Annotated in this window: 24 protein-coding genes, 1 tRNA gene and 1 pseudogene; 13 read left to right on the plus strand and 13 right to left on the minus strand. The window is 70.2% G+C overall.

Annotation, left to right across the window (positions count from 1 at the left end):
* Positions 1 to 248 precede the first annotated feature (248 nt).
* The 4 genes from AC6EXY_RS12305 (at position 249) to AC6EXY_RS12320 (ending at position 4,149) form a co-directional block, all read left to right on the plus strand.
* Positions 249 to 773: a PaaI family thioesterase gene (locus AC6EXY_RS12305; protein ID WP_243407736.1), complete on the plus strand. Its 525-nt coding sequence runs from the start codon at positions 249 to 251 to the stop codon at positions 771 to 773.
* A gap of 312 nt (positions 774 to 1,085) precedes the next feature.
* Positions 1,086 to 1,865, plus strand: a complete 780-nt coding sequence (locus AC6EXY_RS12310) for an SAM-dependent methyltransferase (protein WP_101832903.1) — start codon at positions 1,086 to 1,088, stop codon at positions 1,863 to 1,865.
* A gap of 539 nt (positions 1,866 to 2,404) precedes the next feature.
* Positions 2,405 to 3,376 (plus strand): epimerase, encoded by a 972-nt coding sequence (locus AC6EXY_RS12315; protein ID WP_101832923.1) that lies wholly within the window; start codon positions 2,405 to 2,407, stop codon positions 3,374 to 3,376.
* 137 nt (positions 3,377 to 3,513) lie between these two features.
* Positions 3,514 to 4,149 carry a hypothetical protein gene (locus tag AC6EXY_RS12320; RefSeq protein WP_499817512.1) on the plus strand — a complete coding sequence of 212 codons (636 nt, stop codon included), beginning with the start codon at positions 3,514 to 3,516 and terminating at the stop codon, positions 4,147 to 4,149.
* Positions 4,150 to 4,179: 30 nt separating this feature from the next.
* Here the strand turns inward: AC6EXY_RS12320 and AC6EXY_RS12325 are convergent, their stop codons facing one another.
* Together AC6EXY_RS12325 and AC6EXY_RS12330 are read right to left on the minus strand one after the other, a co-directional pair.
* Complete coding sequence (locus tag AC6EXY_RS12325; protein ID WP_499817511.1) at positions 4,180 to 4,965, minus strand: response regulator transcription factor; 786 nt, start codon at positions 4,963 to 4,965, stop codon at positions 4,180 to 4,182.
* Positions 4,962 to 6,041 (minus strand): sensor histidine kinase, encoded by a 1,080-nt coding sequence (locus tag AC6EXY_RS12330; protein WP_499817510.1) that lies wholly within the window; start codon positions 6,039 to 6,041, stop codon positions 4,962 to 4,964. Before AC6EXY_RS12330 ends, AC6EXY_RS12325 begins: the two co-directional genes overlap by 4 nt.
* A 239-nt stretch (positions 6,042 to 6,280) precedes the next feature.
* Here AC6EXY_RS12330 and AC6EXY_RS12335 point away from each other — a divergent pair, with 239 nt between their 5' ends.
* Positions 6,281 to 6,973, plus strand: coding sequence for a hypothetical protein (locus AC6EXY_RS12335; RefSeq protein WP_499817509.1), 693 nt, complete (start codon positions 6,281 to 6,283; stop codon positions 6,971 to 6,973).
* Between the two features lie 65 nt (positions 6,974 to 7,038).
* Here AC6EXY_RS12335 and AC6EXY_RS12340 read toward each other — a convergent pair whose 3' ends face one another.
* From AC6EXY_RS12340 to AC6EXY_RS12355, 4 genes are all read right to left on the minus strand, one after another.
* Complete coding sequence (locus AC6EXY_RS12340) at positions 7,039 to 7,275, minus strand: hypothetical protein (RefSeq protein ID WP_499817508.1); 237 nt, start codon at positions 7,273 to 7,275, stop codon at positions 7,039 to 7,041.
* A 1,122-nt stretch (positions 7,276 to 8,397) separates the two neighbouring features.
* Positions 8,398 to 9,186 carry a MerR family transcriptional regulator gene (locus tag AC6EXY_RS12345; RefSeq protein WP_499817507.1) on the minus strand — a complete coding sequence of 263 codons (789 nt, stop codon included), beginning with the start codon at positions 9,184 to 9,186 and terminating at the stop codon, positions 8,398 to 8,400.
* Between the two features lie 29 nt (positions 9,187 to 9,215).
* Positions 9,216 to 10,010 carry an ABC transporter permease gene (locus tag AC6EXY_RS12350; protein ID WP_499817506.1) on the minus strand — a complete coding sequence of 265 codons (795 nt, stop codon included), beginning with the start codon at positions 10,008 to 10,010 and terminating at the stop codon, positions 9,216 to 9,218.
* A complete protein-coding gene (locus tag AC6EXY_RS12355) occupies positions 10,007 to 10,963 on the minus strand; it encodes an ABC transporter ATP-binding protein (RefSeq protein ID WP_499817505.1) in 957 nt (318 codons plus the stop codon). Before AC6EXY_RS12355 ends, AC6EXY_RS12350 begins: the two co-directional genes overlap by 4 nt.
* A gap of 1,216 nt (positions 10,964 to 12,179) precedes the next feature.
* Between AC6EXY_RS12355 and AC6EXY_RS12360 the strand changes: the two are divergent.
* The 8 genes and pseudogenes from AC6EXY_RS12360 to AC6EXY_RS12395 all read left to right on the plus strand — a co-directional run.
* Positions 12,180 to 12,437: pseudogene (locus AC6EXY_RS12360) on the plus strand (replication initiator); the annotation flags it as partial.
* Positions 12,438 to 12,719: 282 nt separating this feature from the next.
* Positions 12,720 to 14,474 (plus strand): ATP-binding protein, encoded by a 1,755-nt coding sequence (locus AC6EXY_RS12365; protein ID WP_499817519.1) that lies wholly within the window; start codon positions 12,720 to 12,722, stop codon positions 14,472 to 14,474.
* Positions 14,471 to 14,902, plus strand: a complete 432-nt coding sequence (locus AC6EXY_RS12370) for a roadblock/LC7 domain-containing protein (protein WP_101833189.1) — start codon at positions 14,471 to 14,473, stop codon at positions 14,900 to 14,902. Before AC6EXY_RS12365 ends, AC6EXY_RS12370 begins: the two co-directional genes overlap by 4 nt.
* A 45-nt stretch (positions 14,903 to 14,947) precedes the next feature.
* Entirely contained in the window at positions 14,948 to 15,259 is a 312-nt protein-coding gene (locus AC6EXY_RS12375) for a DUF742 domain-containing protein (RefSeq protein ID WP_499842339.1), read from the plus strand.
* On the plus strand, positions 15,240 to 15,869 hold the full coding sequence (locus AC6EXY_RS12380; protein ID WP_499817504.1) for a GTP-binding protein: 630 nt from the start codon (positions 15,240 to 15,242) through the stop codon (positions 15,867 to 15,869). The genes AC6EXY_RS12375 and AC6EXY_RS12380 overlap by 20 nt, the downstream gene beginning before the upstream one ends.
* Positions 15,866 to 17,125 (plus strand): cytochrome P450, encoded by a 1,260-nt coding sequence (locus AC6EXY_RS12385; protein ID WP_101833186.1) that lies wholly within the window; start codon positions 15,866 to 15,868, stop codon positions 17,123 to 17,125. Before AC6EXY_RS12380 ends, AC6EXY_RS12385 begins: the two co-directional genes overlap by 4 nt.
* Positions 17,118 to 18,380 (plus strand): cytochrome P450 family protein, encoded by a 1,263-nt coding sequence (locus tag AC6EXY_RS12390; RefSeq protein WP_499817503.1) that lies wholly within the window; start codon positions 17,118 to 17,120, stop codon positions 18,378 to 18,380. The genes AC6EXY_RS12385 and AC6EXY_RS12390 overlap by 8 nt, the downstream gene beginning before the upstream one ends.
* 589 nt (positions 18,381 to 18,969) lie before the next feature.
* On the plus strand, positions 18,970 to 19,854 hold the full coding sequence (locus tag AC6EXY_RS12395) for a metallophosphoesterase family protein (RefSeq protein ID WP_101833184.1): 885 nt from the start codon (positions 18,970 to 18,972) through the stop codon (positions 19,852 to 19,854).
* A 787-nt stretch (positions 19,855 to 20,641) separates the two neighbouring features.
* On the opposite strand, the gene AC6EXY_RS12400 is transcribed toward AC6EXY_RS12395, so the two are convergent.
* The 7 genes from AC6EXY_RS12400 to AC6EXY_RS12430 form a co-directional block, all read right to left on the minus strand.
* Positions 20,642 to 20,716 (minus strand) — tRNA-Ser (locus AC6EXY_RS12400).
* A gap of 93 nt (positions 20,717 to 20,809) precedes the next feature.
* Positions 20,810 to 21,034, minus strand: a complete 225-nt coding sequence (locus tag AC6EXY_RS12405; protein ID WP_101833183.1) for a type II toxin-antitoxin system HicA family toxin — start codon at positions 21,032 to 21,034, stop codon at positions 20,810 to 20,812.
* Positions 21,034 to 21,240, minus strand: a complete 207-nt coding sequence (locus tag AC6EXY_RS12410; RefSeq protein WP_041938635.1) for a type II toxin-antitoxin system HicB family antitoxin — start codon at positions 21,238 to 21,240, stop codon at positions 21,034 to 21,036. Before AC6EXY_RS12410 ends, AC6EXY_RS12405 begins: the two co-directional genes overlap by 1 nt.
* A 114-nt stretch (positions 21,241 to 21,354) precedes the next feature.
* Positions 21,355 to 21,567 carry a hypothetical protein gene (locus AC6EXY_RS12415; protein ID WP_101833182.1) on the minus strand — a complete coding sequence of 71 codons (213 nt, stop codon included), beginning with the start codon at positions 21,565 to 21,567 and terminating at the stop codon, positions 21,355 to 21,357.
* Between the two features lie 593 nt (positions 21,568 to 22,160).
* Entirely contained in the window at positions 22,161 to 23,207 is a 1,047-nt protein-coding gene (locus tag AC6EXY_RS12420) for a LacI family DNA-binding transcriptional regulator (RefSeq protein WP_101833180.1), read from the minus strand.
* Positions 23,208 to 23,387: 180 nt separating this feature from the next.
* The gene (locus tag AC6EXY_RS12425) at positions 23,388 to 23,978 is read right to left on the minus strand and encodes a pyridoxamine 5'-phosphate oxidase family protein (protein ID WP_499817502.1); all 591 of its coding nucleotides are present in this window, start codon (positions 23,976 to 23,978) and stop codon (positions 23,388 to 23,390) included.
* Positions 23,975 to 24,457 (minus strand): cupin domain-containing protein, encoded by a 483-nt coding sequence (locus tag AC6EXY_RS12430; RefSeq protein WP_207770420.1) that lies wholly within the window; start codon positions 24,455 to 24,457, stop codon positions 23,975 to 23,977. The genes AC6EXY_RS12425 and AC6EXY_RS12430 overlap by 4 nt, the downstream gene beginning before the upstream one ends.
* Between the last annotated feature and the right edge of the window lies 1 nt (position 24,458).

Here is a 24,458-nt window from a genome sequence, read left to right on the forward strand (position 1 = left end):
GCGCGGTAGAACACACACGGCGATCGGTGCCGCGAAGATAGCCGCATCACTGACGGCGTCGCGAGGACGGTCATCCTCCATAGCCTGGCCTTTGGCACGGCAGCGGCGACGGTCGCCGGCTGCGCGCCGGCGGGGAGACGCGGGTGGACGGGACTGTATCGGCCAGGAGCGGCGGGCGGCGGCCGAACTGGTGGAAGCCGCGGGAAAGGCCCGTCCCGCCAGCCGGCTATCCGGAAATGATCGAGGCGATGCGGCTCCTGCAGGACCGGATCACCGCCGCCGTCCCGGATGCCGCGATGGTCGCCGAGGTGACCCGCGGTCTGACCGCGATCGCCGACCGGCTCGAACCGACGGCCCGGGACGAGTGGTCCCAGCTCGCCGGCTCGCTGCGCGAGGTGCCGGGCCGCGGCTCCGCGCTGCTGCCGGTGGTGGAGATTCTGTCGGAGAACGAGACGACGCTTCGCGGTCGCGTCCGGTTCAGCCGCTTTCACCTCGGTGGCAACGGCGCCGCGCACGGGGGCACCATCCCGCTGATGTTCGACGACATCCTCGGGCGTCTCGCGAACTCCGGCGGTCGGCCGGTCGCACGCACGGCCTATCTGCATGTGAACTACCGCTCGATCACGCCGATCGACCGGGACCTGCGGGTGGAGATCCGGTTCGACCGCGAGGAGGGCCGCAAGCGCCTCCTGCGCGGGGAGCTTCGCGACGGCGACGTGCTCTGCGCTGACTGTGAGGGCCTGTTCGTCGAACTACGCCCCGGCCAACCCTGACGCAGACACCTGTCCGCGCCCGTCCACGCGCCGCCCGCCCGGACATGTGAGTCCTGGTCCGCGCTGGGCCGGCGGCCGGACAGCCCGGCGGAGGGCCGCGGTGAGCACCGTTACGGGACGCTCGCCACGGCTCACCGCCCGGCGCACCCGCCAGGCCACGCGTCGATGCGCGATCTTCATGGCCGCCGACGCGACGGGTCGTGGCGGCACCGCCGCCATCGCCCCCGCCAACAAGGGCGATGGCTCCCCGTGTCGACTAGAATGCGCTCAGCACAGACGTCATGCGGATCAACTGCCCCTTGGAGCATCCTGATGGCCGAGCTGTCCACGATTGACACGTCCGTGCCGCATTCGGCCCGGGTGTGGAACTACTGGCTCGGCGGGAAGGACAACTATCCGACGGACCGTGCCGCCGGCGACCAGGTGTACGAGATCTTCCCGGCGATCGTCGAGGTCGCTCGCGCCTCCCGCGCCTTCCTCACCCGCGCGGTCAGCTTCCTGGTCACCGAGGCGGGCGTTCGCCACTTCCTCGACGTCGGCACCGGTCTACCGACCGCCGACAACACCCACGAGGTCGCCCAGAGGCTCGCGCCCGACTCCCGCGTCGTATATGTGGACAACGATCCGATGGTCCTGGCGCATGCCCGCGCCCTGCTGGCCAGCTCTCCCGAGGGGGCGACGGCCTATCTCGACGCGGACGTGCGCCATCCCGAGGCCATCATCGAAGCCGCTGCCCGGACCCTCGATCTGACCGCGCCCGTGGCCCTCATGCTGCTGGGCATCATGGGCCACGTCGCCGAGTTCGACGACGCCATCTCCCTCGTGCGGCGCCTCGTCGACGCCCTGCCGTCCGGCAGCTACCTCGTTCTCAACGACGGCACCTCCAGCCCGGCCCGGGACGAGGCCCTCGACCGTTACAGCGACTCCGGCGCCGACGCCTACCACTCACGCACACCCGAGCAGATCGCCGCCTTCTTCGCCGGGCTCGACCTGGTCGAGCCCGGCGTCGTCTCCACCCCCCTCTGGCGCCCCGGGCCCGCCGCCACCCCACTGCCGCTCGACGTCCACTGCGGGGTAGCGAAGAAGCCCTGATCTCCCTGGCCGCGCGCCGCCACGCGGGCTACGCGGGGACCCGGTCATGCGGGCAATCCTCAGTCGCGGGTCACGCGCCAGCTGTCCCCGCCCACCCGGTTGCCGCCTGCCGAGCTTCTCCAGCTATTCCGGGGACCGCCGATCGGCGTCACGGCGGCAGAGCTCTGTCGCATAGATGCCCATGAGGTTGTCCCATCCAGTGGGGCGCAACCCACCCTGGCCGTGGGAGACTCACGGAGCCCGCGAAACAGATGATCCGGCCTGACCTCCAGCCTCAGGTTGCGTATCTCCGACACCACAACGCCTCCCCCGTGCAGCACGATCCGCCAGGATGAAACGCGGGACGCACGCCTCCGGGCCATGGCTGCCTTTGGGCAGCCTGTGTCGCGAACAGACCCCGGCCGCCGCCCGACCAGCTCCGGTGGGACACCGACCGGCAGCCCGGATCCGCGATTCGCGCGCCGACGAGAACTAGGATTTCGCCGAAGGTCCAGGTCGGCGAAATTCGCTGCCCGGGGCTCTGAGTGGAGGCCGGCGCCGTGAAGATTGTCATGCCGGGTGGTACCGGGCACCTGGGGCTTCTGCTTGCCCGCGCTCTCGACGGCGCGGGGCATGAGGTGGTCGTCGTGAGCCGGCGTCCAGATGTCCGTGTGCCCGGGGCGCGCACCGTGGGGTGGGACGGGCGGACCGCTGGGGACTGGACGGCCGAGGTCGACGGCGCCGACGCTGTGATCAACCTGGCCGGGCGCAGCGTGAGCTGCCGCTACACCGAGGCCAACCTGCGGGAGATGATGGCCTCGCGGGTGGACGCCGCCATCGTTGTGGGCGAGGCAATCGCCCGGGCGGCCAGACCACCCCGGGTGTGGCTACAGATGAGCACCGCCACGATCTACGCGCACAGCCACGACCGGGCCAATGACGAGGTGACGGGGATCATCGGTGGCGCCGAGCCCGGTGTGCCGGCGTACTGGGCCTTCAGCGTCGACATCGCCCGGCGGTGGGAGCGCGCGCAGGCGGACGCGCTGACTCCGCATACTCGCACGGTCGCGCTGCGCACGAGCATCGTGATGGCCCCGGGGCGGGGCGGGGCGTTCGACATGCTGTGGCGCCTGACCCGTCTCGGCCTGGGTGGGCCGGTCGCCGGCGGCCGACAGTACATGTCCTGGATACATGACCGCGACTTCGCGCGCGCGATCGAGTTCCTGCTGGCCGGCGATGAACTCACGGGACCGTTCAACCTCGCGTCGCCCAGTCCCCTGCCCCTGCGCGAGTTCATGGCCGGCCTGCGCAGAGCCTCAGGTGTTCGAGTTGGGCTACCCGCCACACGTTGGATGGCCGAGATCGGCGCCTTCGTGGTGCGCAGCGACACCGAGTTACTGCTCAAGAGCCGCCGCGTCGTGCCGGGACGGCTGCTCGACGCGGGCTTCGTGTTCGAGCTCCCCGACTGGCCCGAGGCCGCCCGCGATCTCGTGGCCCGCACCCGACCTCCGATCGGTAGCCGACCACGGTGATCACCGTGGTCGCCCCGAAGAACTGTCAGCAGGTACCGCTATAAACGGGCCATGCCTTCGACTACTTGTACGAGCACCTCTGGTAACCCGGGGCAGGTCGACACCACCATCCACGCGACACCCGCAGACGTCGCCGCGTGAGTGACCTGGAGAGCGCACCTCGACCCCAGCAACGGGTCACGACCGCACTGGAGAAGATCCTCGACGCCGAGTTCGACGTGGAGGTGTGCCCGCCGTGGCTGCTGCGCCCCGGCCGCGCGGAATGCGCCGCCGCCTGGACGCCCCTGACCACCATCTACCGCGCACTCACCGGCCAGGAGCTACCCGAGACCGCCCCGCCCCGCAAACGTCGACGCCTCGACATCATCGCTCGCTACCCCGACGGCAGCCAGCAGACCATAGAGATCGACGAACGCCAGCACTTCACCGCCGCCCGCGCCGCGACCTTCCCGCACTACCCCGCCGACATCGCCCTCGGCTACGACCCCCACCGCTGGCTGCGACGGTCACAGGAACTCACCGGCCGCGAACCGGGCGGTGGATTCGCCAGGCCATGCCCACCGCTGTTCCCCGGCCCCGGGGGACGACACCGGCAACGCGCCTTCCGCGACGCCCTCGCCGACCTCGTCCCTCCCCAGCACGGCTGGCTACCCACCGTACGCATCGCCGACTTCCAAATCCCCACCACCAGCCAAGACGACGAACTGACGGCGGCGACCGTCCGCGGGCTCCTGCAACGCCCCGGCGGGCCCCCAACCCGATTCCTCCGATAGACAGCACGAACGCCAACAACGGCGAGCAGGTCAGAGCAGGTCGTGGTCACGGGCGTAGAGGGCGGCCTGGGTACGGTCACGCAGGCCGAGACGGTCGAGGATGCGCGAGACGTGATTCTTCACGGTCCCCTCGCTCAGATGGAGCCGGGCCGCGATCTCCCGGTTGTTCAGCCCGGTCGCGACCTGCCGGAGGACATCGATCTCCCGGGGAGTCAGACCCAGGACCGTCGGCCCGGTGGCCGGCCAGCCAGCCGCGGATGACATGCCAGGGACCCCGGTGGCGGTGGGCGTTTCCTTCTCCGCGTGGTCTCGCGGAAGGGGAGAACCGCGGTCCAGGGCCGCGGTGAGACGGGCGGCGGCGGCCGGATCGAACTGGACGACGCCGGCCTGGGCCAGCCGGACGGCGGCGGCGAGCTCGGCGGCCGGCCGGTCCTTGAGCAGGTAGCCGGTGGCGCCCGCACGCAGGGCACGCACCACGTATTCCTCGTCGTCGAAGGTCGTCAACATCACCACCCGGCAGTCCGGCGCCCGCCCGGCCAGCTCTGTCGCCGCCGCGACGCCGTCCAGCACCGGCATCCGCACGTCCATGAGCACCACGTCCGGGTCGAGGTCAAGCGCGCGCTCCACCGCCTCCCGGCCGTCTGCCGCGGTGCCGACGACCTCGATGCCAGGCTGGATGTCGAGCAGCGCGGCGATGCTCTCCCGGATCAGCCGCTGGTCGTCGACGACCAGCACCCGCACGGGCGGCGGCCCGGAGGATGGCGTGGACGAGACGGGGAGGTTGGTGTCTCGTCCGGAGCCGGAGGCGTCGATCATGGCGCCGGCTCGGCCTGGTGGGGGATCGCGACGGCGAGGCGGGTGCCCCGGCCCGGCCCGCTGTCGACCGTGACCGAGCCGCCGACGAGTGCCACGCGCTCCCGCATGCCCCGCAGGCCGAACCCCAGCTCGCCAGGCCCGGATCCAGTGCCCGTCACGAACCCGTTTCCGTCGTCGGTGACGACGAGCCGGGCCTCGGTCGGCGCGCAGTGGACCGTCACCGACGCGCGGGTGGCGTTCGCGTGTCGGTGAACATTGGTGAGGCCTTCCTGCGCCGCCCGATAGAGCGTCATCAGCACCGCCGGCCGGTACCGGAGCTCGTCCCCGAACGTCTGCACCGTCACGGCCAGCCGGCCGTCGTCGGTGCGCCGAGTCTGCCTCGCCAGCTCGGCCAACGCCGCGGCGAGCCCGAACGGTGCCTCGCGCAGCGCTCCGACGGAGCGACGGACGTCCTCGAGTGCGAGCCGCGCCGACCGGTGGGCGTCCTCGATCGCGGCGGCCGCGGCTACCGGGTCACGCTCGCGGAAGGCGGCCGCGCGCTCCAACAGCACCGAGATCGCGGTCAGATGGTGCCCAAGCCCGTCGTGGATGTCGCGGGCGACCCGGTTGCGTTCCGCCGCCGCGGACAGCTCGGCCACCCGCTCCGACGACGCCCGCAGCCTCTCGTTCGTGTCCTGCGCGCGTGCCCGCGCTCGCCGTTCCTCGGCGGCGACGGCGGCCATCGCGATCGTCAGCACCAACCCGAGGAGGAACATCAGCAGGTCCGAGACGTGTTCCGGCGACCGGTGCCAGTGCGGTTCGGTCACCTGGAACGCCGCGATGACAGCCGCGGCGCAGCAGGCACCGACGCCGATGCTCACCGCGCGGCCGAACGCGAAGTACGCGGTGAACGGCAGCAGCAGGAACAGGACTCGGGCGAGGCCGGCGCCGTCACCGGACGCGACCAGCGTGAACAACGCGGCCCGTCCGACCAGCAGCCCGGCCGCCACCCGCCGTGAAGCCCCCCGCGGGAACCGTCGTCGCTCCGCGTGATCAAGCACCGCCGCCGCAGCGAGCCCGCCGACGAAGGGCACCACGCGCGTATCACCCAGGTCCGCGAGGCGCGCGTACCCGCCGGCGACCAGTACGCCGGCATACAGGACGGGTGCGACCCACGGAACCGGCGGCGACACGGCGTCAGGGTACGACGGCGACGCGGCGCACCGAAACATGCGAAACGGCACCATGCCCAACGGCACGGTCGAGACCTCGGGTGCCGCAGGTCCGCGGTCCACGGGCACTGTCGGCACGGTCCCCGGCTTCCTACGGTCCTGGCATGGTCTTCCTTCTGCGCTTTGGCGCTGTCAGTGGTCTGGCGGCCGGGCTGTTCATCGGCGTACCCGGCCTGATCGAAGCGTTCACCGGCGAGACCCTCGCCACCAGTCTCGTCATCGGCGTTTCGCCGGCGCTGGCGGTTCCGCTGCTGCTGGCGCTGCGCCTCAGCCTGCCGACCACGGACAAAAAGCGTCGCGGGACCGTGGCGCGCCGGCCGGGAGCGGACGCCTGGCCCTCACCCGTGGGCCGGGGCGGGGGCGCGGGGGCATTCGCCGACACCGCGTTCGCGGTCAATCTGCTCGGGCTCGGGCTGTTCGGTGGGGCCGCCTACGCCCTCAACGTCGTCATCTACCCGCTCGGCGACGACACCGACCTCGCCGCGGCGAGCCGCGCCGCGCTGCTGGTAAGCGCCGCCGTCTTCGCTGTCGGCAGCGTGCTGTTCGGGATCGCCATGCTGCGCGCGGGCGCCCATCCGCGCACACCGGTGTGGCTCTATCTGCTGACCCTCCCGCCGTTCGCGGTCGCGGCGCGCCTGCCGGACACTGCGCTGACCAGCGTGTTGCACGGGCTCGTCGGGCTCTCCATCGGCTGGCTCGGCGCCTCCTGCTGGCAGTCCGCCCGCGACGGGCACCCGGCGCCGGCGCCACACGCCCCCTCACCGGCCGCGCGTACCGGGGTCATTGCGCCGTTCTGACCGAGACGCGTCCTCGCGGACCGTCGGCGGCCGCCCGCGGCGACGCACCCGGCCCCCGAGTGCCCTCACCCGCTGGTGCACCGGTTCGTGGACCGCGTGCAGATGTCGCGTCCCACCCGCGTGCTGCCGACATACAGGTCGATGTACACGGTCACGATCCCGCCCCGCACCTCGGACGCGTCCAGCGTTTCGCCGACGGCCGTCGAGCCACACCGCGCTGCCGTCTGGTAGCGGGCCAGTTGTTGGGTGGGGGAGCCATATCCCGTGTAGACGGTGTGGGTGCAGGCCGATCCGCTCCGCATGGTCCCGGACACTCGGACTGACCGGTTGAACCAGGTCACAGAACCATGCACCTGGGGAGACGCGCCCGAAGCCGACGCGACGTCATAGCCTGCCGAAGGCCATTGAGGACTGGCGGCCGTCGACGGGGCTGGAACAGGAGCCGGCGGTGCCGGCGCGCCCGGCTGGGTCCGTATAGGCGCTGTCACTCCGCCCGGCTGAGTCTGTACCGGCGCTGCCGGCGCGCCCGGCTGGGTCCGTCCCTGCGCCGTCGCCTCGCGTGGCGTCGCGACGACGACCGGTTCGGTACCGGGCCTGGTCCGGCCTGTGGGTTGTGTGGAGGGCAGGGCGGCCTCGGGGGTCCCTTTCCTCTGGTCGGAGGCGAGTGTCGGGGACGCCGGCAGGTCGTCGCGCGTATGCCCTTCGCCGAGCTGCCCGTCGAGGGAGCCCGAGCCGCCTGGCCCCGCGTTCGTGTTCCGCGCCGGGTCGCGGTGGCCGCCCGTGACCCAGATGATGATCGGGACCGCTACGAGCACGGCGACGGCGCCGGCCAGGACGGCGATCACGACCCTCCGGCGGGGTCTCGGGCCCGGGACAGGGGTCCCCGCCGCCGGCTCCCGCTGCCCCAGGTGCGGTTGGTGATCTCCCCCGGGAAGTGCGGGCGAGCCGTCCTCGCCCGCGGCGTGGGAACGGTCACCGGTCGGCGGTGGTAAGACCGCTGCGCCCTGACCGCCGGGCAGGGTGTCGGCGTCCGGGTCGTGCGGCCCGACGATTGCTGGCTGCATGAAATCCTTCCGCGGTGCGCGCCCCGGTGGACGGGAGTCAGCGGATCCGCACCAGAAGGTCGAGATCATGCCTGGCACGGACCTGGACACCCTCTTACCAGCACTGTACGTGGAGGTCCACGACGCATCGAAGACACCCGCCGGACCTCACGCCGCCCCACCCGGCCGCTACCAGCGCAGTTTCTGGAGCCGGTAGACGTCAGCGGCGAGCTGGCGGAAATCTCCTTCAACGCCGACCCGACCAGACCCTTCCGGCTCCTGGCGCGGGACTTCACCAGCGGAATGCTCATCCAGAAAGCGGAGTCTCCACCCTGCCGGCGTCACCGCATCGGCGTCGCCGAATTCGTGACAGGTTGGACGCTAGGTTGGACGGATCCGCTCCAGATTGGTCCAGCCGCGCCAGCCGCGCTCCTCGAGCAGGTCCAGAAGCCGGTGGGCGATCGGCACCAGGTCAAGGAATACAGCGTCAAGGAGCTGCGCAAGCTCGGCGGGCATCACCCCTTGATGCTCCCCCCGTCCCTCAGCCTGATGATCCTCCCATCCCTCGGCGTCGGCCTCGAAGAGCGCTACGAGCCGGTCGGCTACAGCCGCCACCCGCGGGTCGTCCGCCTCCCAGCTGGCCGCGGCGACGAGATCGCGGAGGAGCTGGAGCGTGGCCGGGTCGTCGAGCTGCTGCTGCTTCGCCTTCATGTAAAGCGGCATGTGCTCCGGGAGCTGGGCGGCGACCAGGATCCAGGCGTCCCGCTCTCCTTCGACCATCAGGTCGGAAAATTCGAGCTTACGCAGCCGGTCGAGGTAGGCCACCGCCTCTGGAGGCAGGGCCAGGCTGTCTCCGGCCGCGAGCCGCGCGATCCGTTCGCGGTGCCGTTGCCGCTCCCTGATCTCCGCGCGCAGGCGGCGGTCGATGTCGGCGACGGCGGCGGTGAACTCCTCCTCGCTCGCGGCGAGAAGCTCGTGGACGCGTGCGAGCGGGACGCCGGCGTCGGCGAGCGTACGGATCTTGATGAGCTCGACGGCGGCGAAGGCGTCGTAGCGCCGATAGCCGGAACGGTCACGCTTCGGCTCCGGCAGCAGACCCTTGGCGTGGTAGTGCCGCACCGCGCGCACGGTGACGCCGGCGAACGACGCCAGCTGGCTGATCGTGAGCACCGCGCCAGTCTCCTCTTTTCGTCGGTCTCCTATTTCGCGGGCACGCGCAGGAACAGCCGACGCGACCAGAGGTAGCCGAGCAGCGCGATCAGTGCGCACCAGCCGATCGCGAGCCACAGGTCGGAGCCCGGCCGCGCGCCTGTGACGAGTGCGCGCAGCGTGTCGATCATCGGAGTGAACGGCTGGTGCTCGGCGAACTGGCGCAGCCCGGCCGGCATCGCGTCGGTCGGGACGAAGGCGCTGCTGATGAACGGCAGGATCACGAGGAACAGCGGGGTGTTGCTGGCCGTCTCGACACTGTCCGCCGCCAGCCCCATGCCGACGGTCAGCCAGGTGAGCGAGAACGCGATGAGGACCAGCAGCCCGATCACGCCGAGCCAGTCGAGCGGGCCGGCGTCGGAGCGGAACCCGAGCAGGAACGCGAACCCTGTCACGATCACCACGGCGCCGGCGGTCTTGAGGACGGCGCCCAGCACGTGGCCGGTGAGCACCGACACCCGGGCGATGTTCATCGTGCGGAACCGGGCGATGATCCCGGTGGTCATGTCGCTCGCGGTCGAGATCGCGGTGCCGAGCGCGACGCTGGCGACCGTCATGATCAGGATGCCCGGCGTGATGAACATCAGGTAGTCACCGCGGTCTCCGCCGCCCTGCTGGCCCGGAAGGCCCGCGCCCATGGTCCCGCCGAACACGTACACGAACAGCAGCAGGAACAGGATCGGCTGCGCGACCAGCATGACCGACAACGAGGGGTAGCGACGGATGTGCAGCAGGTTGCGCCGCAGCATCGTCACCGAGTCATGAACGGTGTAGGCGGTGCTCATGCGGGGATCTCCCTGGAGGCGGGCGCCTCGGCCGCGTGGCCGGTGAGCGCGAGGAACACGTCGTCGAGGTCGGCGGACTCGACGGTCACGCCGGCGACGCGGTCGTTGTCGAGGCCGTCGAGGACGCGGCGCAGCCCGGCGATGCTGCCGTCGCTGGGCACCTGCAGGGTGAGCGCCTCGGCGTCGGAAGTGGCCTCCGGGTGTGCCGCCGCCGCCGCGGCCAGTCCCACGGCGTCGGTGAACTGCACCGACACGTGCCCGCCGGGCACCCGCCGCTTCAGCTGGGCCGCCGTGCCCTCGGCGACCAGGCGCCCCCCGTCGAGGACCCCGATGCGGTCGGCCAGCTGGTCGGCCTCCTCGAGGTACTGCGTCGTCAGCAGCACCGTCACCCCGTCGGCGACCTGCTCGCGCACGATCGCCCACAGGTCGCGACGGCTGCGCGGGTCGAGCCCGGCCGTCGGCTCGTCGAGGAAGATCAGTCGGGGCCGGGCGATGAGGGTCATCGCCAGGTCGAGGCGCCGCTTCATACCACCCGAGTAGGTCTGCGCTCGCCGGTCGGCCGCGCCGACGAGGTCGAAGCGCTCCAGCATCACGGTCACGGCGGTGGTCGCCGTCGTCCGGTCCAGGTGCGCCAGGTCGGCCATCAGCCGCAGGTTCTCCCGGCCGGTCAGCAACTCGTCGATCGCCGAGAACTGCCCGGTGACGCCGATCGCGGCCCGCACCCCGCCGGGTTCGCGCCGTACGTCGAAGCCGGCGACGCGGATCTCGCCGTCACCGGGGGCCAGCAGGGTCGACAGGATGTTGACGGTGGTCGTCTTGCCGGCGCCGTTGGGTCCGAGGAGCGCATAGACGGTGCCCGCCGGGACAGTCAGGTCTACGCCGTCCAGCACGACGTGGTCGCCGTAGGACTTGGTAAGTCCGGCGACCTCGATCGCGGGGGTGGTAGCGGTCATGCCGCCATGCTGAAACCCTGACGCAGGGTCAAGGTCAAGTCCCTGTCTACGAAGGCTTCGGCAACTCCGACAAGCTCATTGAGCCAGCGCGCAGCTCTTGATCTTGACGCTCCGCCACCTAACCTCGCGGCTCGGCAGGCGAACCAGCGGAAAGCAGGCGAGCGTCCGCCGTTGAAACGGACGGTCCGCCGGCCTGTTCAGCATGTCGGGGCAGGTCAGAGGGCTACGCGAGCGGCCTCTGCCAGAGGTCCCCGGCTTCCCTGTGTCTGTCGGATCAGAGCCAGCGCTTCCTGCTGAAGACGTACAGGAGGGCGAGACGAGGCCGATCAGAGCGATCGCGAACGGATATCCCACGGTGCCGTCAGCCCCATCGCCGCCTAACCCCGGAGGAACACAGCGGTTCAGTAGGGCTCGGGGGAGGTACAGCCGCGCAGGCGGTGCACGAGGTGATAGTGCCAGGGCCGGTCTCCTCTTGACTGGCGCCGATTGTAGTCGCCGTCGCCGGCAATTACGTCCCGGGCTCTGCTTATTCGCCGACTCGCCGGAGGGGTGCAAGCAAGGAAACAGCCGTCGTTCCAGAGTCATTGCCCATGGGTCGACCTCAGGCTTCCGGGCAGAAGCGCCGGCAAAGCGGTGTGGCTGCGTCGGCGGTACCTGGGGGCGACCAGAGCGCGCGGGAGCAGGGCTTGCTACACGGGGCTCGCGCTGAGGATGTCCTGCATTGGCCCGGAGGTAACCTCGTACAGCATCCACGCGGCCTTCAGCCACGGCGAGCTTGGTCGTCTCACCTCGTGTACCTGCTCTTATCGCGCCCAGTGATGGTGGCCAGTCGGGAGTGGCGCGGGCGCCGATCAAGGCGGGTGCCTGATGGCTACAGGCGGTACCGCCGTGATAGGCGACTGTCGGCGTCGCTGCCGCTGTTCCTGTCCCAGGGCCGCGCGCCGGGCGTGGTCGTGGTGGCGGCGGTGCAGCACCCGCGCAAGGAGACGTTGCCGTTCCGGGACCTGTTCCCGGTCCGGGGTGCGCGCTGCGCTTGGTGGAGATCCTCCGCGAACGTGGCTTCGGCTACGTCCTGGGGACTCGACCCGCCCGTCCGGCGCCGGCGGCGGCTGGCGTGGCCATGGCACCGAGCAGGCGGCCGACGTCCCAGCACTGGCAGGCGGGCGGATGGCTGGGTTCCCGACCTCACTGAATATGGCGACCCGTGGGGCGACCAGTGAGCCCCGTGGACCAGGACGGCGCCGACCTCGACCCGGCCCATTCTGGCGCCGAGGAGCCTCGGCCTGGTTCACGGCTGGCCCGGATGCGTCAGCCCCTGGCTCGCCACGTCGTAGAGGCGGTCGCGGTCGAGGAGGGCGCGTGCATCCGGCCGGTGGCGCTGCGCCCGGTCGACCTCGACACCGGTGAGACGACGATCATTCCGGCGCCGTGTGGGGCCACGCTGGCGTCGAAGTGCCTGCCGTGTGCGGCGCGGGACGCGATCCACCTCCCGAACCAGGTCGCCACAGCCCGCAGGCATACCCGCTGTATCGCCGCTTCAGGACGCGAGCCGACGGGTCCCGGTTTCATCTTGTCAGCCTCTCAGCTACGATTCGGAGCAGCCTTCTACGACATACTCCGCCCACTGTTTACAAAGCCGCGTTTACAAAAAGTGATGATTCGGCCGATGGTTCGTGGGTCAGCCCGTGGTGGCCCCAGCCGTTCTGGCGGGCCAGCCGCCGGTCGCTGTCCCGTACCCGACTGTTATCAGGTGATCATGACTGACCCCTCATCGCCAGCGACGCCCCGCGCGTCGATGTCCGGGCGGTACCTCGCCGGGTTGGCGGCCCGTCTCGCCGACCGGCACGGGAAGGAGACCGCGGAGGTGGCCGCCGCCCGCGGCCACGCCGATCAGCTTCGTGCGCAGCTGGCCCAACGGGACACCCAGCTGGTGGAGTCTCAGCTGCAGCTCGGGCGCCTCCAGGAGCGGACCGAGGGACTGACCGCGGACCTCGCGCGACGAGATCAGCGCGTCGCCGAGCAGGCCGAGACCATCGGTCAGCTGGAGAAGCGGCTGCAGGTCGCCGAGCAGGCGTTGGCGTTCATCTCCCACGAGGCGCTCCCCGCGTTGATCGAGGGCACCCTTACGCCCGCGTTGCCGGCGGTCCTCGACGGCGACGCCGACATCGTGGCCCGCTACGACGGCATCGTCGGCCAGGTCGTCGAGCTGCGCGACGCACTGCGACAGGCACGGGAGGCGCTGCGGTCCGTGGAACGACGGATCGTCGCCTGGGAGGAGGGTGCGCGATTCGTCATAGATCACCAGCTACCCGCTCTGGCGGCCGGTGATCTGGTTCCCGCACTGCCGGACGCCGCCGGTGACGAGGCGGTCGTCGGGGTGCTGGACGGGATCGGCGCGGTCGTCGCGAAGCTGGTGGAGCAGGTCCACGATCGTTTCCGGGACCGCGAGGAGGCCCTGCGGGCCGCGACGGTCGGGCTCGCGCGCAACGTGCAGGCCGTGTCCCACCGGGTGCAGGAAGAAGCCACGGCCATGGTGCTGGCGCATCCGACGACACCGGATGTGCTCGAGAGCGGCTACCGCGTGGACCATGCGGCCGCGCAGCAGGCCCGGTACGCGCAGAACCTCGCGGTGCTGTGCGGCGAGTCGCCGGGCCAGCAGTGGCAGGAGCCAGTGGCCGTGGCCGACATCGTGACCGCGGCCGCCTCACGGATCATCGCCTATCAGCGGGTGCACGCATCCGGCGACCCGGACATCGCGGTTGTCGCGCACGCCGCCGAACCGATCATCAGCGTCATCGCCGAGCTGTTGGCCAACGCGGCGCAGTCCTCGCCGTCGACGAGCGAGGTGCTGGTCGCGATCCGGTCGGTGCAGCGTGGAGTGGTCTACGAGATCGACGACGGTGGCGTGGGCATGGAGGAGTTCCGCCTGAACCAGGCGCGGGAGATCGCCTCAGGGCGCCGGCCCGTACGGGTGGCGGATCTCGGCCAGACGCCGCAGACCGGCCTGGCGGTGGTCGGCGAGTACGTGCGCCGGCACGGGCTACGGGTCGATCTCAGCGAGTCGGTCTACGGCGGCGTCCGGGCGGTGGTCTTCGTGCCCGACGAGCTGACCGAGCTGTTGAATCCCACCGCGCGTCGTGCGCGCGGCCGCCACCGGGCCGGGTCTGCGGCCGTCGGCACGCCCCCGATACCCGGCGCTGTCTCCCCGCCCGCCCCGGCTTCGGCCTCCGCTGGCGACCCCGTCTCGGTCGCGGCGGAGGGTCGCCCGTCGAAACCGGTGCTCCCGCAACGCCGATCGCCCCGCAAGGCCGCGCTCGCCGAGAAGGCTCCGCCGCCCGCCTTGCCATCCGGGAGCCCGCCCGCGCCGCCGCCGTCAGCCGACGAGGCCGGAGCGTTCCTCGCGGCGATTCTGAGCGCCGCACCGGACGCCGCTTGCGCTGGCGACGTCTCTGACACGGGCGACCGCACCCCGCCCCCGGCCCCACTCACTCCCGCAGAGGACACGGAATGACCGGCGATGCCACCGGCACGCTCCACACCGACCACTGGCGTGGGATCGACGCCAACCGCTGGATGGTGGAGGACATCGAGACGACGCAAGGCGTACGGCACGCGTTCGTCTTCACCACCGATGGCTTCGTGACCGCCGTCTCCAGCAGCATGGACCGCGACGGCGCTGAGAAGCTCGCCGCCGCGTGCTCGGCCATGGCGTCGCTGGGCAGGGCGGTCGCCGCGGAACATGGTGCGGGTGGCATTCCCAGCCACGTGGTGTACGAGCTCAACGGCGCCAAGCTGATGTTCCGCGGCGCCGGCGAACGCACCTACCTGGGTGTGATCACCGAGGCCGTGATCGACCCGGCGCTCGTCGCCCACCAGATGACCACGACGGTACGCAAGATCGGCGAGAAGTCGTTGAGCTCCGCCGAGCGCCCGCACTGAGCCGTGGTCGACCCCACGGACTATCTCGGCCCGATTCGACCGTATGTGCTGACTGGTGGCCAGGCGCGCCCCAGCCGCAACACGGTCCGGCCGGAGACCCTGCTGGTGGCGAACGCGGACGCCAGCCTGCCGCCCTCGGCCACGCGTCAGCATCGGTCCCTGGTGCAGCTGTGCCGAGGAATGCTGTCGCTGGCCGAGGCCGCCGCCCACCTGAAGATTCCGGTGAGCGTCGCGGCGGTCATGGTCTCGGACCTGGTCGACACCGGCCATCTCGCCGTGCGCACGGTGGGGGCCGATCCGGATACCCCGAACCACGAGCTTCTCGAAAGGGTCCTGCATGGCCTCCGTAGTCTCTGATCACCGCGGGGCCGATCGTGACGAGGCGGACCGATACGTCTCGCCGACCGTGCGCCAATCGGTCAAGATTCTGGTCTCGGGCCCGTTCGGCGTCGGCAAGACCTCGTTGATCGACTCGGTGAGCGAGATCGTACCGCTGCGTACCGAGGAACAGATGACCCGGCAAAGCCTGGGGGTCGACTCGCTGATGGGCGTCGAGCGCAAGACGTCGACGACGGTCGCCCTGGACTTCGGTCGGATCACCCTCGGGGGCGACATCGTGCTGTATCTCTACGGCACTCCGGGGCAACGACGATTCTGGGACCACTGGGCCGGGCTGGCCGAGGGCGCGATCGGCGCCCTGGTCCTGGTCGACACGCGCAGGCTGGAGGAGAGCTTCGAGGTCTTCGACCAGATGGAACTGAGCGACACGCCCTTCGCCGTGGCGGTGAATGTGTTCCCCGATACGCCGGATATCCCGCTGGACCAGGTCGTCGCCGCGCTGGATCTGCCCACCGATACGCCGATGACGTCCTGCCGGGCCCTGGACAAGGAGTCCTCGGTCCAGGCCCTGATCACTCTGGTCGAGCACGCGATGGGATCCGCCCGGCTGGCAGGGGCGCAGCGATGATTTCCACCCGCCATTCGCTGTCCGACTTCACGGGTCTGACTCCGCTGTCGGAGACCACCACCTGCGTCGACCCCCAGGCCGCCTACCGGGTGCTGCGGGAGCGGTGGGGGCAGGTCGCGCCGGTGGAGCTCGAACCCGGTGTACCGGCCTGGCTGGTCATGGGCTATCCCGAGATTCTTCACGTGGTGCGCAACGAGCGCCTGTTCGCCCGCAATCCCCTGCACTGGCGGCTGCTGTCTGACGGCGTCGTTCGCCAGGACTCCGGACTGGGCCCGATGATGTTCCCGCGGGACAACGCCTACTTCGCGGACGGAGTACGGCACCGCCGGCTGCGGGCCCCGCTCGACGAGGGCATCGCGGGCATTGACCAGCACGCCCTCGTGCGCTCGCTGCAGGCGACCTGCCGGGACCTGATCCGCGGGTTCGCGGAACGCGGCGAGGCCGACCTGGTCACCGAGTACGCATCGGTCATTCCCATGCTCGCGGTCTCCAGCCTGTTCGGAATCTCCACCGAGCACGGCCATCAGCTGCGGGCCGGCCTGATCGCCCTGTTCGGCAGCGGCGAGGACTCGCAGGAGGGCAACCGCACCTTCGAACGCATCCTGACCGAGGTCATGCAGTCGCACGCGGCCAGCCCGGCCAAGGACCTCACCACCGCCTTCCTGACGCACCCGAACCTGCACGACAGCGACGAGGTCGTGCAGTCCATCGTTCTGATGATCTCGGCCGGCTACGAGACGACGACCTCGTGGATCGCGCAGACCATCCGGCTGATGCTCACCGATCCTCGGTTCGCCGGGCGCCTGCACGGCGGCCGCCTGGGCGTGGACGACGCGCTCGACGAGGTGCTGTTCCGCGATCCCCCCATGGCCAACATGCCCGCCCGGTACGCGCTCGCCGACACCGAGCTCGCCGGGCAGCCCATCCGCGCGGGCGACGCCCTGATCCTCGGCCTGGGCGCGGCGAACGCCGACGCGCGCATGCACACCGACGACCCCTGGCTGGAGACCGGCAACCGTTCGCACCTGGCGTTCTCCGCCGGCCCGCACACCTGCCCGGCCCTGGATCCCAGCCGTCTGATCACCCGCACAGCCGTCACGACCGCCTTGACAGAACTGCACGACCTCACCCTGGCCATTCGTCCGGAGGAGATCGAGCTGTTGCCCTCGCCGTGGACCCGCTGCCCGGCGAGCCTTCCCGTGCGTTTCGTCGCATCCGACGTGCCCATCGTTGAGCAGGAGGTCTCGCATGGCTGACCCGACCACCGTCCCGCTGGTACCCCTGGACCCCTTCGGCGCCGATCACCACGGCGAACAGCGCCGGCTGCGGGAGGCAGGTCCGGTGGCGCAGGCCGAGCTGCCCGGCGGCATCCGGGTGTGGGTGGTCACCGACCACGCCCTGCTCGCCGAGCTGGTGGCGGACGAGCGGGTGAGCAAGAACTGGCGGAACTGGAGCGCCATCCAGGACGGGACGATCACCGACGACTGGCCGCTGGTCGGCATGATCAAGGTGACCAACATGGTGACCAGCGACGCCGCCGCGCACTCCCGCCTGCGCCGGCCGGTGACCCGGGTGTTCACGCGCGGCCGGGTGGAACAGCTCCGTCCGCGTATCAACCAGATCGTCGCCGAGCTGCTGACCGAGCTCCCCGCCCAGGCCGGCCCCGACGGGTCGGTGGATCTGCGGTCGCAGTACGCCTACCCGGTGCCGATGCAGGTGATCTGCGAGCTGTTGGGCGTCCCGCGGGAGTGGCGCTCCGAGCTGCGCCGGCTTGTCGACAGCATCTTCCGCACGGACACCAGCAGCGAGGAGGCGGTGGCCACCGAGCGGCAGCGCCTGGCCCTGCTCGCCGAGCTGGTGCGGCTGCGTCGCGACGAGCCCGGGGAGGACCTCACCAGCGCGTTGATCACGCTGCGCGAGGAGGACGAGGCGGCGCTGAGCACCGAGGAGCTCATTGACACCATCTGGCTGCTGCTCACCGCCGGTCACGAGACCACGCTGAGCCTCATCACCAACGGCGTACGCGCCCTGCTCACACATCCCGACCAGAAGGCCATCGCCGTCGCCGGTGACGCCACGACCTGGTCCGGTGTGGTCGAGGAGGTGTTGCGCTGGGACGCGCCGATCGGGAACTTCCCCGCCCGCTATCCGCTCGAGGATGTCACGATCGCGGGCGTCACGATCGCGAAGGGCGACGCGATTCTCGCCGCGTACAGCGGTGTCGGGCGGGACCCCCGCCAGTACGGCCCCGACGCCGACCGGTTCGACGTCACCCGCGCCCCCCAACGGCATCTGTCCTTCGGCGGCGGCCCGCACGTGTGCCTGGGAGCCCACCTGGCGCGCCTGGAGGCGGGTATCGCCCTGCCCGCCCTGTTCGCCCGGTACCCGGACCTGCGCCTGGCGGCCGACCCCGCGACCCTGCCGCCGGTTCCGTCGTTCTTCTCCAACAGTGCCGCCGTGCTGCCGGTCCAGCTCGGCCAGGCCGCCGCGACCCCGCCCTCCGCTATCTGAGCGGAACTCGGGCTCCGAGCGATACTCGGAAGATCGCGTCCTGGGCCGACGTCAGACCAACATCCGCCGCCCGGCCCAGGACGCGACCCCACGGACCCGTTCGTGCAGGCGCCGCGCGGCGACGACAAAGAGCTCGAAACCGCGTGTGTCTTGACCCGCCGGCCACTCACTTCACCCGGCGGGGTGTCCGCGGATCGCCACGGCCGGGGTGCCGGGCGCAGCCCCGGCCCACGGCCCGACGCGTCGGGCCCACTGCGCGCCGCTACCCAGGTCGGCGGCCGTCGCCGGGCGGGCTGGAGCTCGATCGCCGAGGCCGGGGTGTTCCTGGACTCGTCGGGCGGTTTGCTGTGGACGGTCGCTTGGACGACGACTTGTTGACGGTTCCGCGGACGGCTGTGATGCTTGATCCGGCTCGGTCGTCGAGACGGCGGTGGAGCGCTGGGATGTGAGTCACCGGTCCTGCGTCATGGGATCTGCGTCGTCGCTTATGCGTCATCGCTTAAGGGCCGGTGGTTGACACCACATCGTTGCGCCGCCCGACCGGTGTCGAGCCATGTCCAAATGGCTCTTTGCGGAAGGTCGGCAGGCGATGAACATCGCTTTCGTGGGTGACGTCCACGGTTGTGTGCTGCATGTGTTGGGTGCGGCGGTACTTCTCCAAGAACGTCGCGGAATCCGGCTCGACGCCGTGATCCAGGTCGGGGATCTGGGCGCCTATTCGTCGGCGGAACGGCTCGACGAGTCCAGCCGCCGTTTCGGGCGGGACCATCCCGCCCAGGGCGACTTCCTCCGACTGCTGGATCCGTCGCCGTCGTTCGCCGAAGGCGTGCGCCTCGCGCTCGAACGGATCCCCTCGGTGCTGTTCGTCAGCGGCAACCACGAGGACCACGACTGGTTGGCCTCGCTGCACGAGGCCGCGGCGGGCGCCGCGGTCGTGCCGGTGGACCCGCTTGCCGCCTACCACCATGTGGCCTGCGGGAACGTGGTGACGGTCGCCGGAGCGCGGGTGGCGTTCCTCGGGCTGATCGAGTCCGCCGGGGAGGTGGATCTGGACGACGGCGCCTGCACCCGGCTGATGGACGCTCGCTCAGGCAGCGTGGACGTCCTGGTCACCCACGACGGCCCGCACGGGATGTCACGCGACCGGCGCGGGAGCGTGCAGGGCTCGCCGAAGCTTTCCCGGCTCATCGAGCACCTGCAGCCGCGGCTGCATGTCGGCGGCCATTATCACCACGCCAACGGCCCGCGCCGCTACGGCCGGACGACCTCCTACGCGCTCGACCAGCTGGTGCGGCCTAAGGCCACCCGGTGGGATCCGGAACCGATCAACCCCGAACAACGGGTGACGGCCGGCAGCATTGGTCTGTTCGACACCGAGACCGGCGACTTCGCCTACATCCGCGACGAGTGGCTGGCCGAGGTGAAGGGAGACGCGCTCGACCTCGCAGACCTCGTCGCCGCCGGCACCCGCTGATCGACCTTCGCCGTCGGTACGACGGCTCCGACCGGCCTGGCCTTCGGGGCGTCCTCGCCGCGGGCCACCCGACCGTGGTGTCGGCAGGAGCCAGCGCCAGGGCCTGCGCGAGTGGACCGGCAGCGCGATGTTGACAGCGGGACCAGCCCGGATTGAAACGAGTTCTCGTCTTGCGCGATCTCCGCGACGAAGGAGAGCTCCGTGAGCACGCCGATTCCCGACGCGCGTGTCCCCGACGTGTTCTCCCCCGCCCGGCTCGGCCGCCGGCGCCGGATTGACAAGAAGGCGCGTGAGCAAGACCTGCTCCATCAGGCTCGGTGGAGGCCCACTCGGGGTCTGACCTTGCCGTCGCCACCGGCGTCACGCCTACGCTCGGCCCGCTGGCCGCGAGCTACGTGCTCCCCATAGCCATCGCCGGCCTTTTGCCGCCCGGTTCGTCGCACCTGTTACCCGCCACGTTCCGCGCCGCCGGCAACGGACCGTCCGCCGCAAAAGCGGACGGTCTACCAGTCTCGATCTTGATCATCGTTGCAGGTCATGACGCCGACGCGACCAGGCCGGCCGAGCTCCGTTGCCATACGAGGCCCGTACCCTGTGGCAACGTCCGTGAGCACAGGCCTCGTGACCTCCCACCCGGAAAGCGGAGGTCAACTCCACCGTTCTCGCAGGTCAACAGGAGTCCGAGACAGGCCGTCACCGAGATCGTGTGACGCCGTTGCCACACTCGTTGCCATATAACGATCAACCGGTGATCGACAAATCCTGCTATTTCCGCAGGTCAAAAGGGTGGGCAGGGGCGGGGTCGAACCGCCGACCTTCCGCTTTTCAGGCCGAACTGACCGTATTTCCAGCGTCCGTGCCCGTGTGTTTTCGTCCGTGGAGCGCCGCCGAAGTACCCACTTGATCGCCAACGTTGCTACACCCGCTGCTACACCTCCGGCCAACGGGCCGCAGATCAAAGCATGGCGACGAACTCCTCGACCGACAGCCCCATGTCACGAATGATCCGACGCAGTGTCCCGACCGGGAGGTCACGGCCCGGATGAACTGGTACGACTGTGAAGCGACCCTCGGCGTTCCTCATCATGTGGTGACTGCCCTTGATGCGGATCACCTCGAAGCCGAGCTTCTCGAGGACCTTGACGACCTCCCCGCCGGGCAGGACGGGAAGTGGTGGCATCAGGCGACGTCCTGCACGATCGTCAGGACCGGTGGAACGCCGAACTCCTCGATGACCAGACTGACGGCCTCGTAAAGATCCGCAACAGCGTCCTCGGGGGTGTCACCGAGCCCGTGCGCACCACCGCTGGGGAACGACGCATGGGCCGCCCAGGTGCCGTCCTCGGTCTGCTCCAGCTCGTACGGGATCTGGACCATCCGCTTCATGCCGCCGACTGTACGCCGCCAGCCCGCATGGTTCGGGGCCTCCGCGTGCTCCACCGGGCGGCCGTGGCGGACACGTCGACGTTCCCCCAACCATGGAGTCCATCCTGATGATGATCAGGATATCCGCGACAAGTCGTCCACCACCGACCTCACCCAGCATCCCCACCAGCGGATTGCCTGGATTGTCCGGTCGAACGGATCCTGCTCGGTTCCGACTGGCCGCATGCCGAGGGCGTCACCCAGCCCAGGCAGTTCCTCGACGACCTGGCCGCCGGACGCGGTCACCGCGAGCTGCCGGTTGCGCACCCGGTCCTCATACGACGCCATGAACCATGGGATGACCGAGAGCGACCGGCGCCGAAGCCGGATCGATCCACATTCCTGGATGGCCGGCCGGATTGAGCACGTGAAGTGCCCCTTTGCCAGCGACACGCGTTCCGCACGGTGTCCCGACCGGCAACCCTCACGATCAGCGCCGATCCGACAGGCCGGGTGAACCGGTCAATCCTCAAACACGCCGAAGCCCTGCTGGTCCCTCCCTGTCAGACTCGTGTGAGACACCCCAGCGGGTGCAGGTTGGCTACGGAGCGGTTGTGGGGCTTGCGGTTGCGATAGAGCAGTGAGCGCCGCACGGTGAGGTCGGCGGGCGGCAGCGAGCCGGCGACCCAGGTTTCGTCGAGCGTCACCTGGGTCGCGAAGCGCTCGTCGTGGGCGCTGGAGTCGACGAGGAACTCCAGGCGACGAGGTCGTCGGATCCGAATTCGTCGGTCAGCGGACCGACCAGGTGGTGGTCTCCCCCCGCGGGTCCGCCGTGGTCCTTTCGCGAACAGTAGTCGCACCCTACGACACACACCGCCCCTGGTTTTCGGCCCTCGAGCGGCGGTGACTGCGTGGATGCGGCCGGCCCGCGGAAGCTCGGCTCAGGCTCCGATGCCCTGCACCGGTGCCTCGTCGTCATCTGGGTGCGGTGGTGAGACAGATCCGCGGCGTATCAGTTCGGTGGGCAGGGTGAGGACCATCTCGTCGTCGGTGGCCTCGCGGCCGTCGATGACGTCGAAGAGTAGATTCGCGGCCTGGAACCCCATCTCCCGCGCCGGCTGGCGGACGGTCGTGAGCCCCGGGGAGAGGAGCCCGGCGACGGTGATGTCGTCGAACCCGGCCACGCTGACATCCTCCGGAATGCGCAAGCCGGCCTCGCGGCAGTAGCGGTAGACGCCCATCGCCATGAGGTCGTTGACGCACAGTAGCGCCGTTGGACGGTCGGCGCCGGACTCCGCGAGCAGTTGGGCGGCCGCACGGGTGCCAGACTCCTCACGGTGGTCGCCGACGAAGTGGGGGACGTCCTTCGGCGGGATCCTGAAGCCGGCCAACGCCTCGCGGTAGCCGGCCAGGCGCTGCTCGGAGGTCCACAGCGCCTCCGGCCCGCCGACGATGGCGATCCGGCGGTGGCCCTGTGAGAGGACGTGCTCGGCGATCTGCCGTGCGCCGCTGCGACTGTCGGCGACCACACTGGGGACGTCGAACCCCCGGATGCGCTCGTCGACCATCACCACCGGGCCGGCCTCCGCGAGTGCCAGCGCCAAGTTCAGTGTCATGCCATCGCCGCCCGGCAGGTAGACCAGTCCGTCCAGCGACTGGCTCCGCAGCAGCCGCACGTAGTACTCGGTGGTCCGGTCAATCGCCTCGGGTGCGCAGAGGACCACCAACGCGTCCCGGCTCGCCGCGGCCGACTCGACCCCCTCGGCGACCAGTGCGAAGAACTGGTTGCTGAGGTCGGGAACGATCAGGCCGATGGTTGCCGCGCTCTTGGTGCGGAGCCTGCGTGCCGACTCGTTCGGGGTGTAGCCCAACACGCGCACCGCGTCCAGCACCCGTGCTCGTCGTGCCTTGCCCACCGGGCCACTGTCGTTCAGGACGTAACTGACCGTGCTCAGCGAGACGTTGGCATGCTGCGCGACGTCCTTCATCGTTGGTCGTCGAGGAGGCGAGCTCATATTCACATTGACCTCATCGCTACCGGACCTGTCACCGCTGATGTTCCGACTCACCCAGGCTAGCGGAGCACACACGTCGATCGGGGACATTGAGGACGGGCGGGCCGCGCGGTGCGGTCGATCGCTCCAGCAGCCGGGCCTGCGCTCAGGAGCTCACATCGATGACGACACCGGCGCGGAGCCAGGGGACGCGTCGTGGGGCACGCCGCCGTTGCTCGTCGGCCCGATGGGCAGGTGAAGACGGTCGCTGAGGGGCCTGGGGAATCGGCGCCGCTCCCGACCCTGCGGATGGGTCTCCTCCCGCGCGTCCCACCCGGTCATGATGGTCGGTACGATCTCGAAGTTACGCCGGCCAGCCCACTGCCCGAACTCGACGTAGGCCTCGAGATGCGGATGGCCGACGTAGAAGTACTTCTCGAGCACCAGCTGCGGGATCCTCTCCACAAGCTCGCTCTCGGCCACGGGCCTGACCTCTCCCTGGATCCTCAGCCCGTGGAGCGAGCGGTAGTCATCGCCCTCGTCCACGACGGCCGAGAAGGCGCGACCAGCTTCAAAGTTGTCGCGGTGCGGCGTCGCGTCGTCGACGATGAAGAGCCGCTCGCCGATTGTCACGAACCACACTGGCGTCAGGTGGATGGAGCCGTCGGCGTTGAGCGAGGCGACCCGCATGGTCCGGGCCCGCGCGAGGAACGCCCACTGCTTGGCAGGTCCGAAGCCTGTGGACCGAATCCGGTCGAGTGTCATTCTGCGCCGCCACCCGTCCCTCGGGAGGCGACCAGCTGGGCGCCGTACTCGCGTGCGCTCAGGCCGACGGGCGCAGAGGGGCCGCTCGTCCACAGCATCGTGGTCCGACGTCCGGTCGGCACCCAGCGGTACTGGTATCCGGCAGGCAGGAAGAGGTGCTCGCCGGGCCCGGCCTCGAGAATCACTAGGCGCCCGTCGGCGTCGCTGGCCTCGACGCGGATGACGCCCTCGGTGCAGTACTGTGATTCATCGAACGTCGACGCGAACCACTCGTACGGCTCGGCGTCGGGCTCGATCGTGCAGACACCCTGCCGGAAGTAGCGCGCGTCGTCGCGCTCGCGGCTGATGAAGATCGCGCTCTCAATTCCCGAGCTGTACTTCAGCACCGGGAGGCTGTCGATCTCGGCCTGATCGATGACCCGTGGATAGCGTCGGGAGCCCGGCGCGAACGGGTCGTAGCCGTCATCTCCTCTGGACATC

Source organism: Frankia sp. RB5 (assembly GCF_059816245.1).

Bases quoted from the DNA above. Each gene is read 5' to 3' on its own strand.
- AC6EXY_RS12305 (WP_243407736.1), top strand. From the start codon at position 249: ATGCGGCTCCTGCAGGACCGGATCACCGCCGCCGTCCCGGATGCCGCG.
- AC6EXY_RS12310 (WP_101832903.1), top strand. From the start codon at position 1,086: ATGGCCGAGCTGTCCACGATTGACACGTCCGTGCCGCATTCGGCCCGG.
- AC6EXY_RS12325 (WP_499817511.1), bottom strand. From the start codon at position 4,965: ATGATCGACGCCTCCGGCTCCGGACGAGACACCAACCTCCCCGTCTCG.
- AC6EXY_RS12335 (WP_499817509.1), top strand. From the start codon at position 6,281: ATGGTCTTCCTTCTGCGCTTTGGCGCTGTCAGTGGTCTGGCGGCCGGG.
- AC6EXY_RS12340 (WP_499817508.1), bottom strand. From the start codon at position 7,275: ATGCGGAGCGGATCGGCCTGCACCCACACCGTCTACACGGGATATGGC.
- AC6EXY_RS12350 (WP_499817506.1), bottom strand. From the start codon at position 10,010: ATGAGCACCGCCTACACCGTTCATGACTCGGTGACGATGCTGCGGCGC.
- AC6EXY_RS12355 (WP_499817505.1), bottom strand. From the start codon at position 10,963: ATGACCGCTACCACCCCCGCGATCGAGGTCGCCGGACTTACCAAGTCC.
- AC6EXY_RS12365 (WP_499817519.1), top strand. From the start codon at position 12,720: ATGACTGACCCCTCATCGCCAGCGACGCCCCGCGCGTCGATGTCCGGG.
- AC6EXY_RS12370 (WP_101833189.1), top strand. From the start codon at position 14,471: ATGACCGGCGATGCCACCGGCACGCTCCACACCGACCACTGGCGTGGG.
- AC6EXY_RS12380 (WP_499817504.1), top strand. From the start codon at position 15,240: ATGGCCTCCGTAGTCTCTGATCACCGCGGGGCCGATCGTGACGAGGCG.
- AC6EXY_RS12385 (WP_101833186.1), top strand. From the start codon at position 15,866: ATGATTTCCACCCGCCATTCGCTGTCCGACTTCACGGGTCTGACTCCG.
- AC6EXY_RS12390 (WP_499817503.1), top strand. From the start codon at position 17,118: ATGGCTGACCCGACCACCGTCCCGCTGGTACCCCTGGACCCCTTCGGC.
- AC6EXY_RS12395 (WP_101833184.1), top strand. From the start codon at position 18,970: ATGAACATCGCTTTCGTGGGTGACGTCCACGGTTGTGTGCTGCATGTG.
- AC6EXY_RS12405 (WP_101833183.1), bottom strand. From the start codon at position 21,034: ATGCCACCACTTCCCGTCCTGCCCGGCGGGGAGGTCGTCAAGGTCCTC.
- AC6EXY_RS12410 (WP_041938635.1), bottom strand. From the start codon at position 21,240: ATGAAGCGGATGGTCCAGATCCCGTACGAGCTGGAGCAGACCGAGGAC.
- AC6EXY_RS12415 (WP_101833182.1), bottom strand. From the start codon at position 21,567: ATGGCGTCGTATGAGGACCGGGTGCGCAACCGGCAGCTCGCGGTGACC.
- AC6EXY_RS12420 (WP_101833180.1), bottom strand. From the start codon at position 23,207: ATGAAGGACGTCGCGCAGCATGCCAACGTCTCGCTGAGCACGGTCAGT.
- AC6EXY_RS12425 (WP_499817502.1), bottom strand. From the start codon at position 23,978: ATGACACTCGACCGGATTCGGTCCACAGGCTTCGGACCTGCCAAGCAG.
- AC6EXY_RS12430 (WP_207770420.1), bottom strand. From the start codon at position 24,457: ATGTCCAGAGGAGATGACGGCTACGACCCGTTCGCGCCGGGCTCCCGA.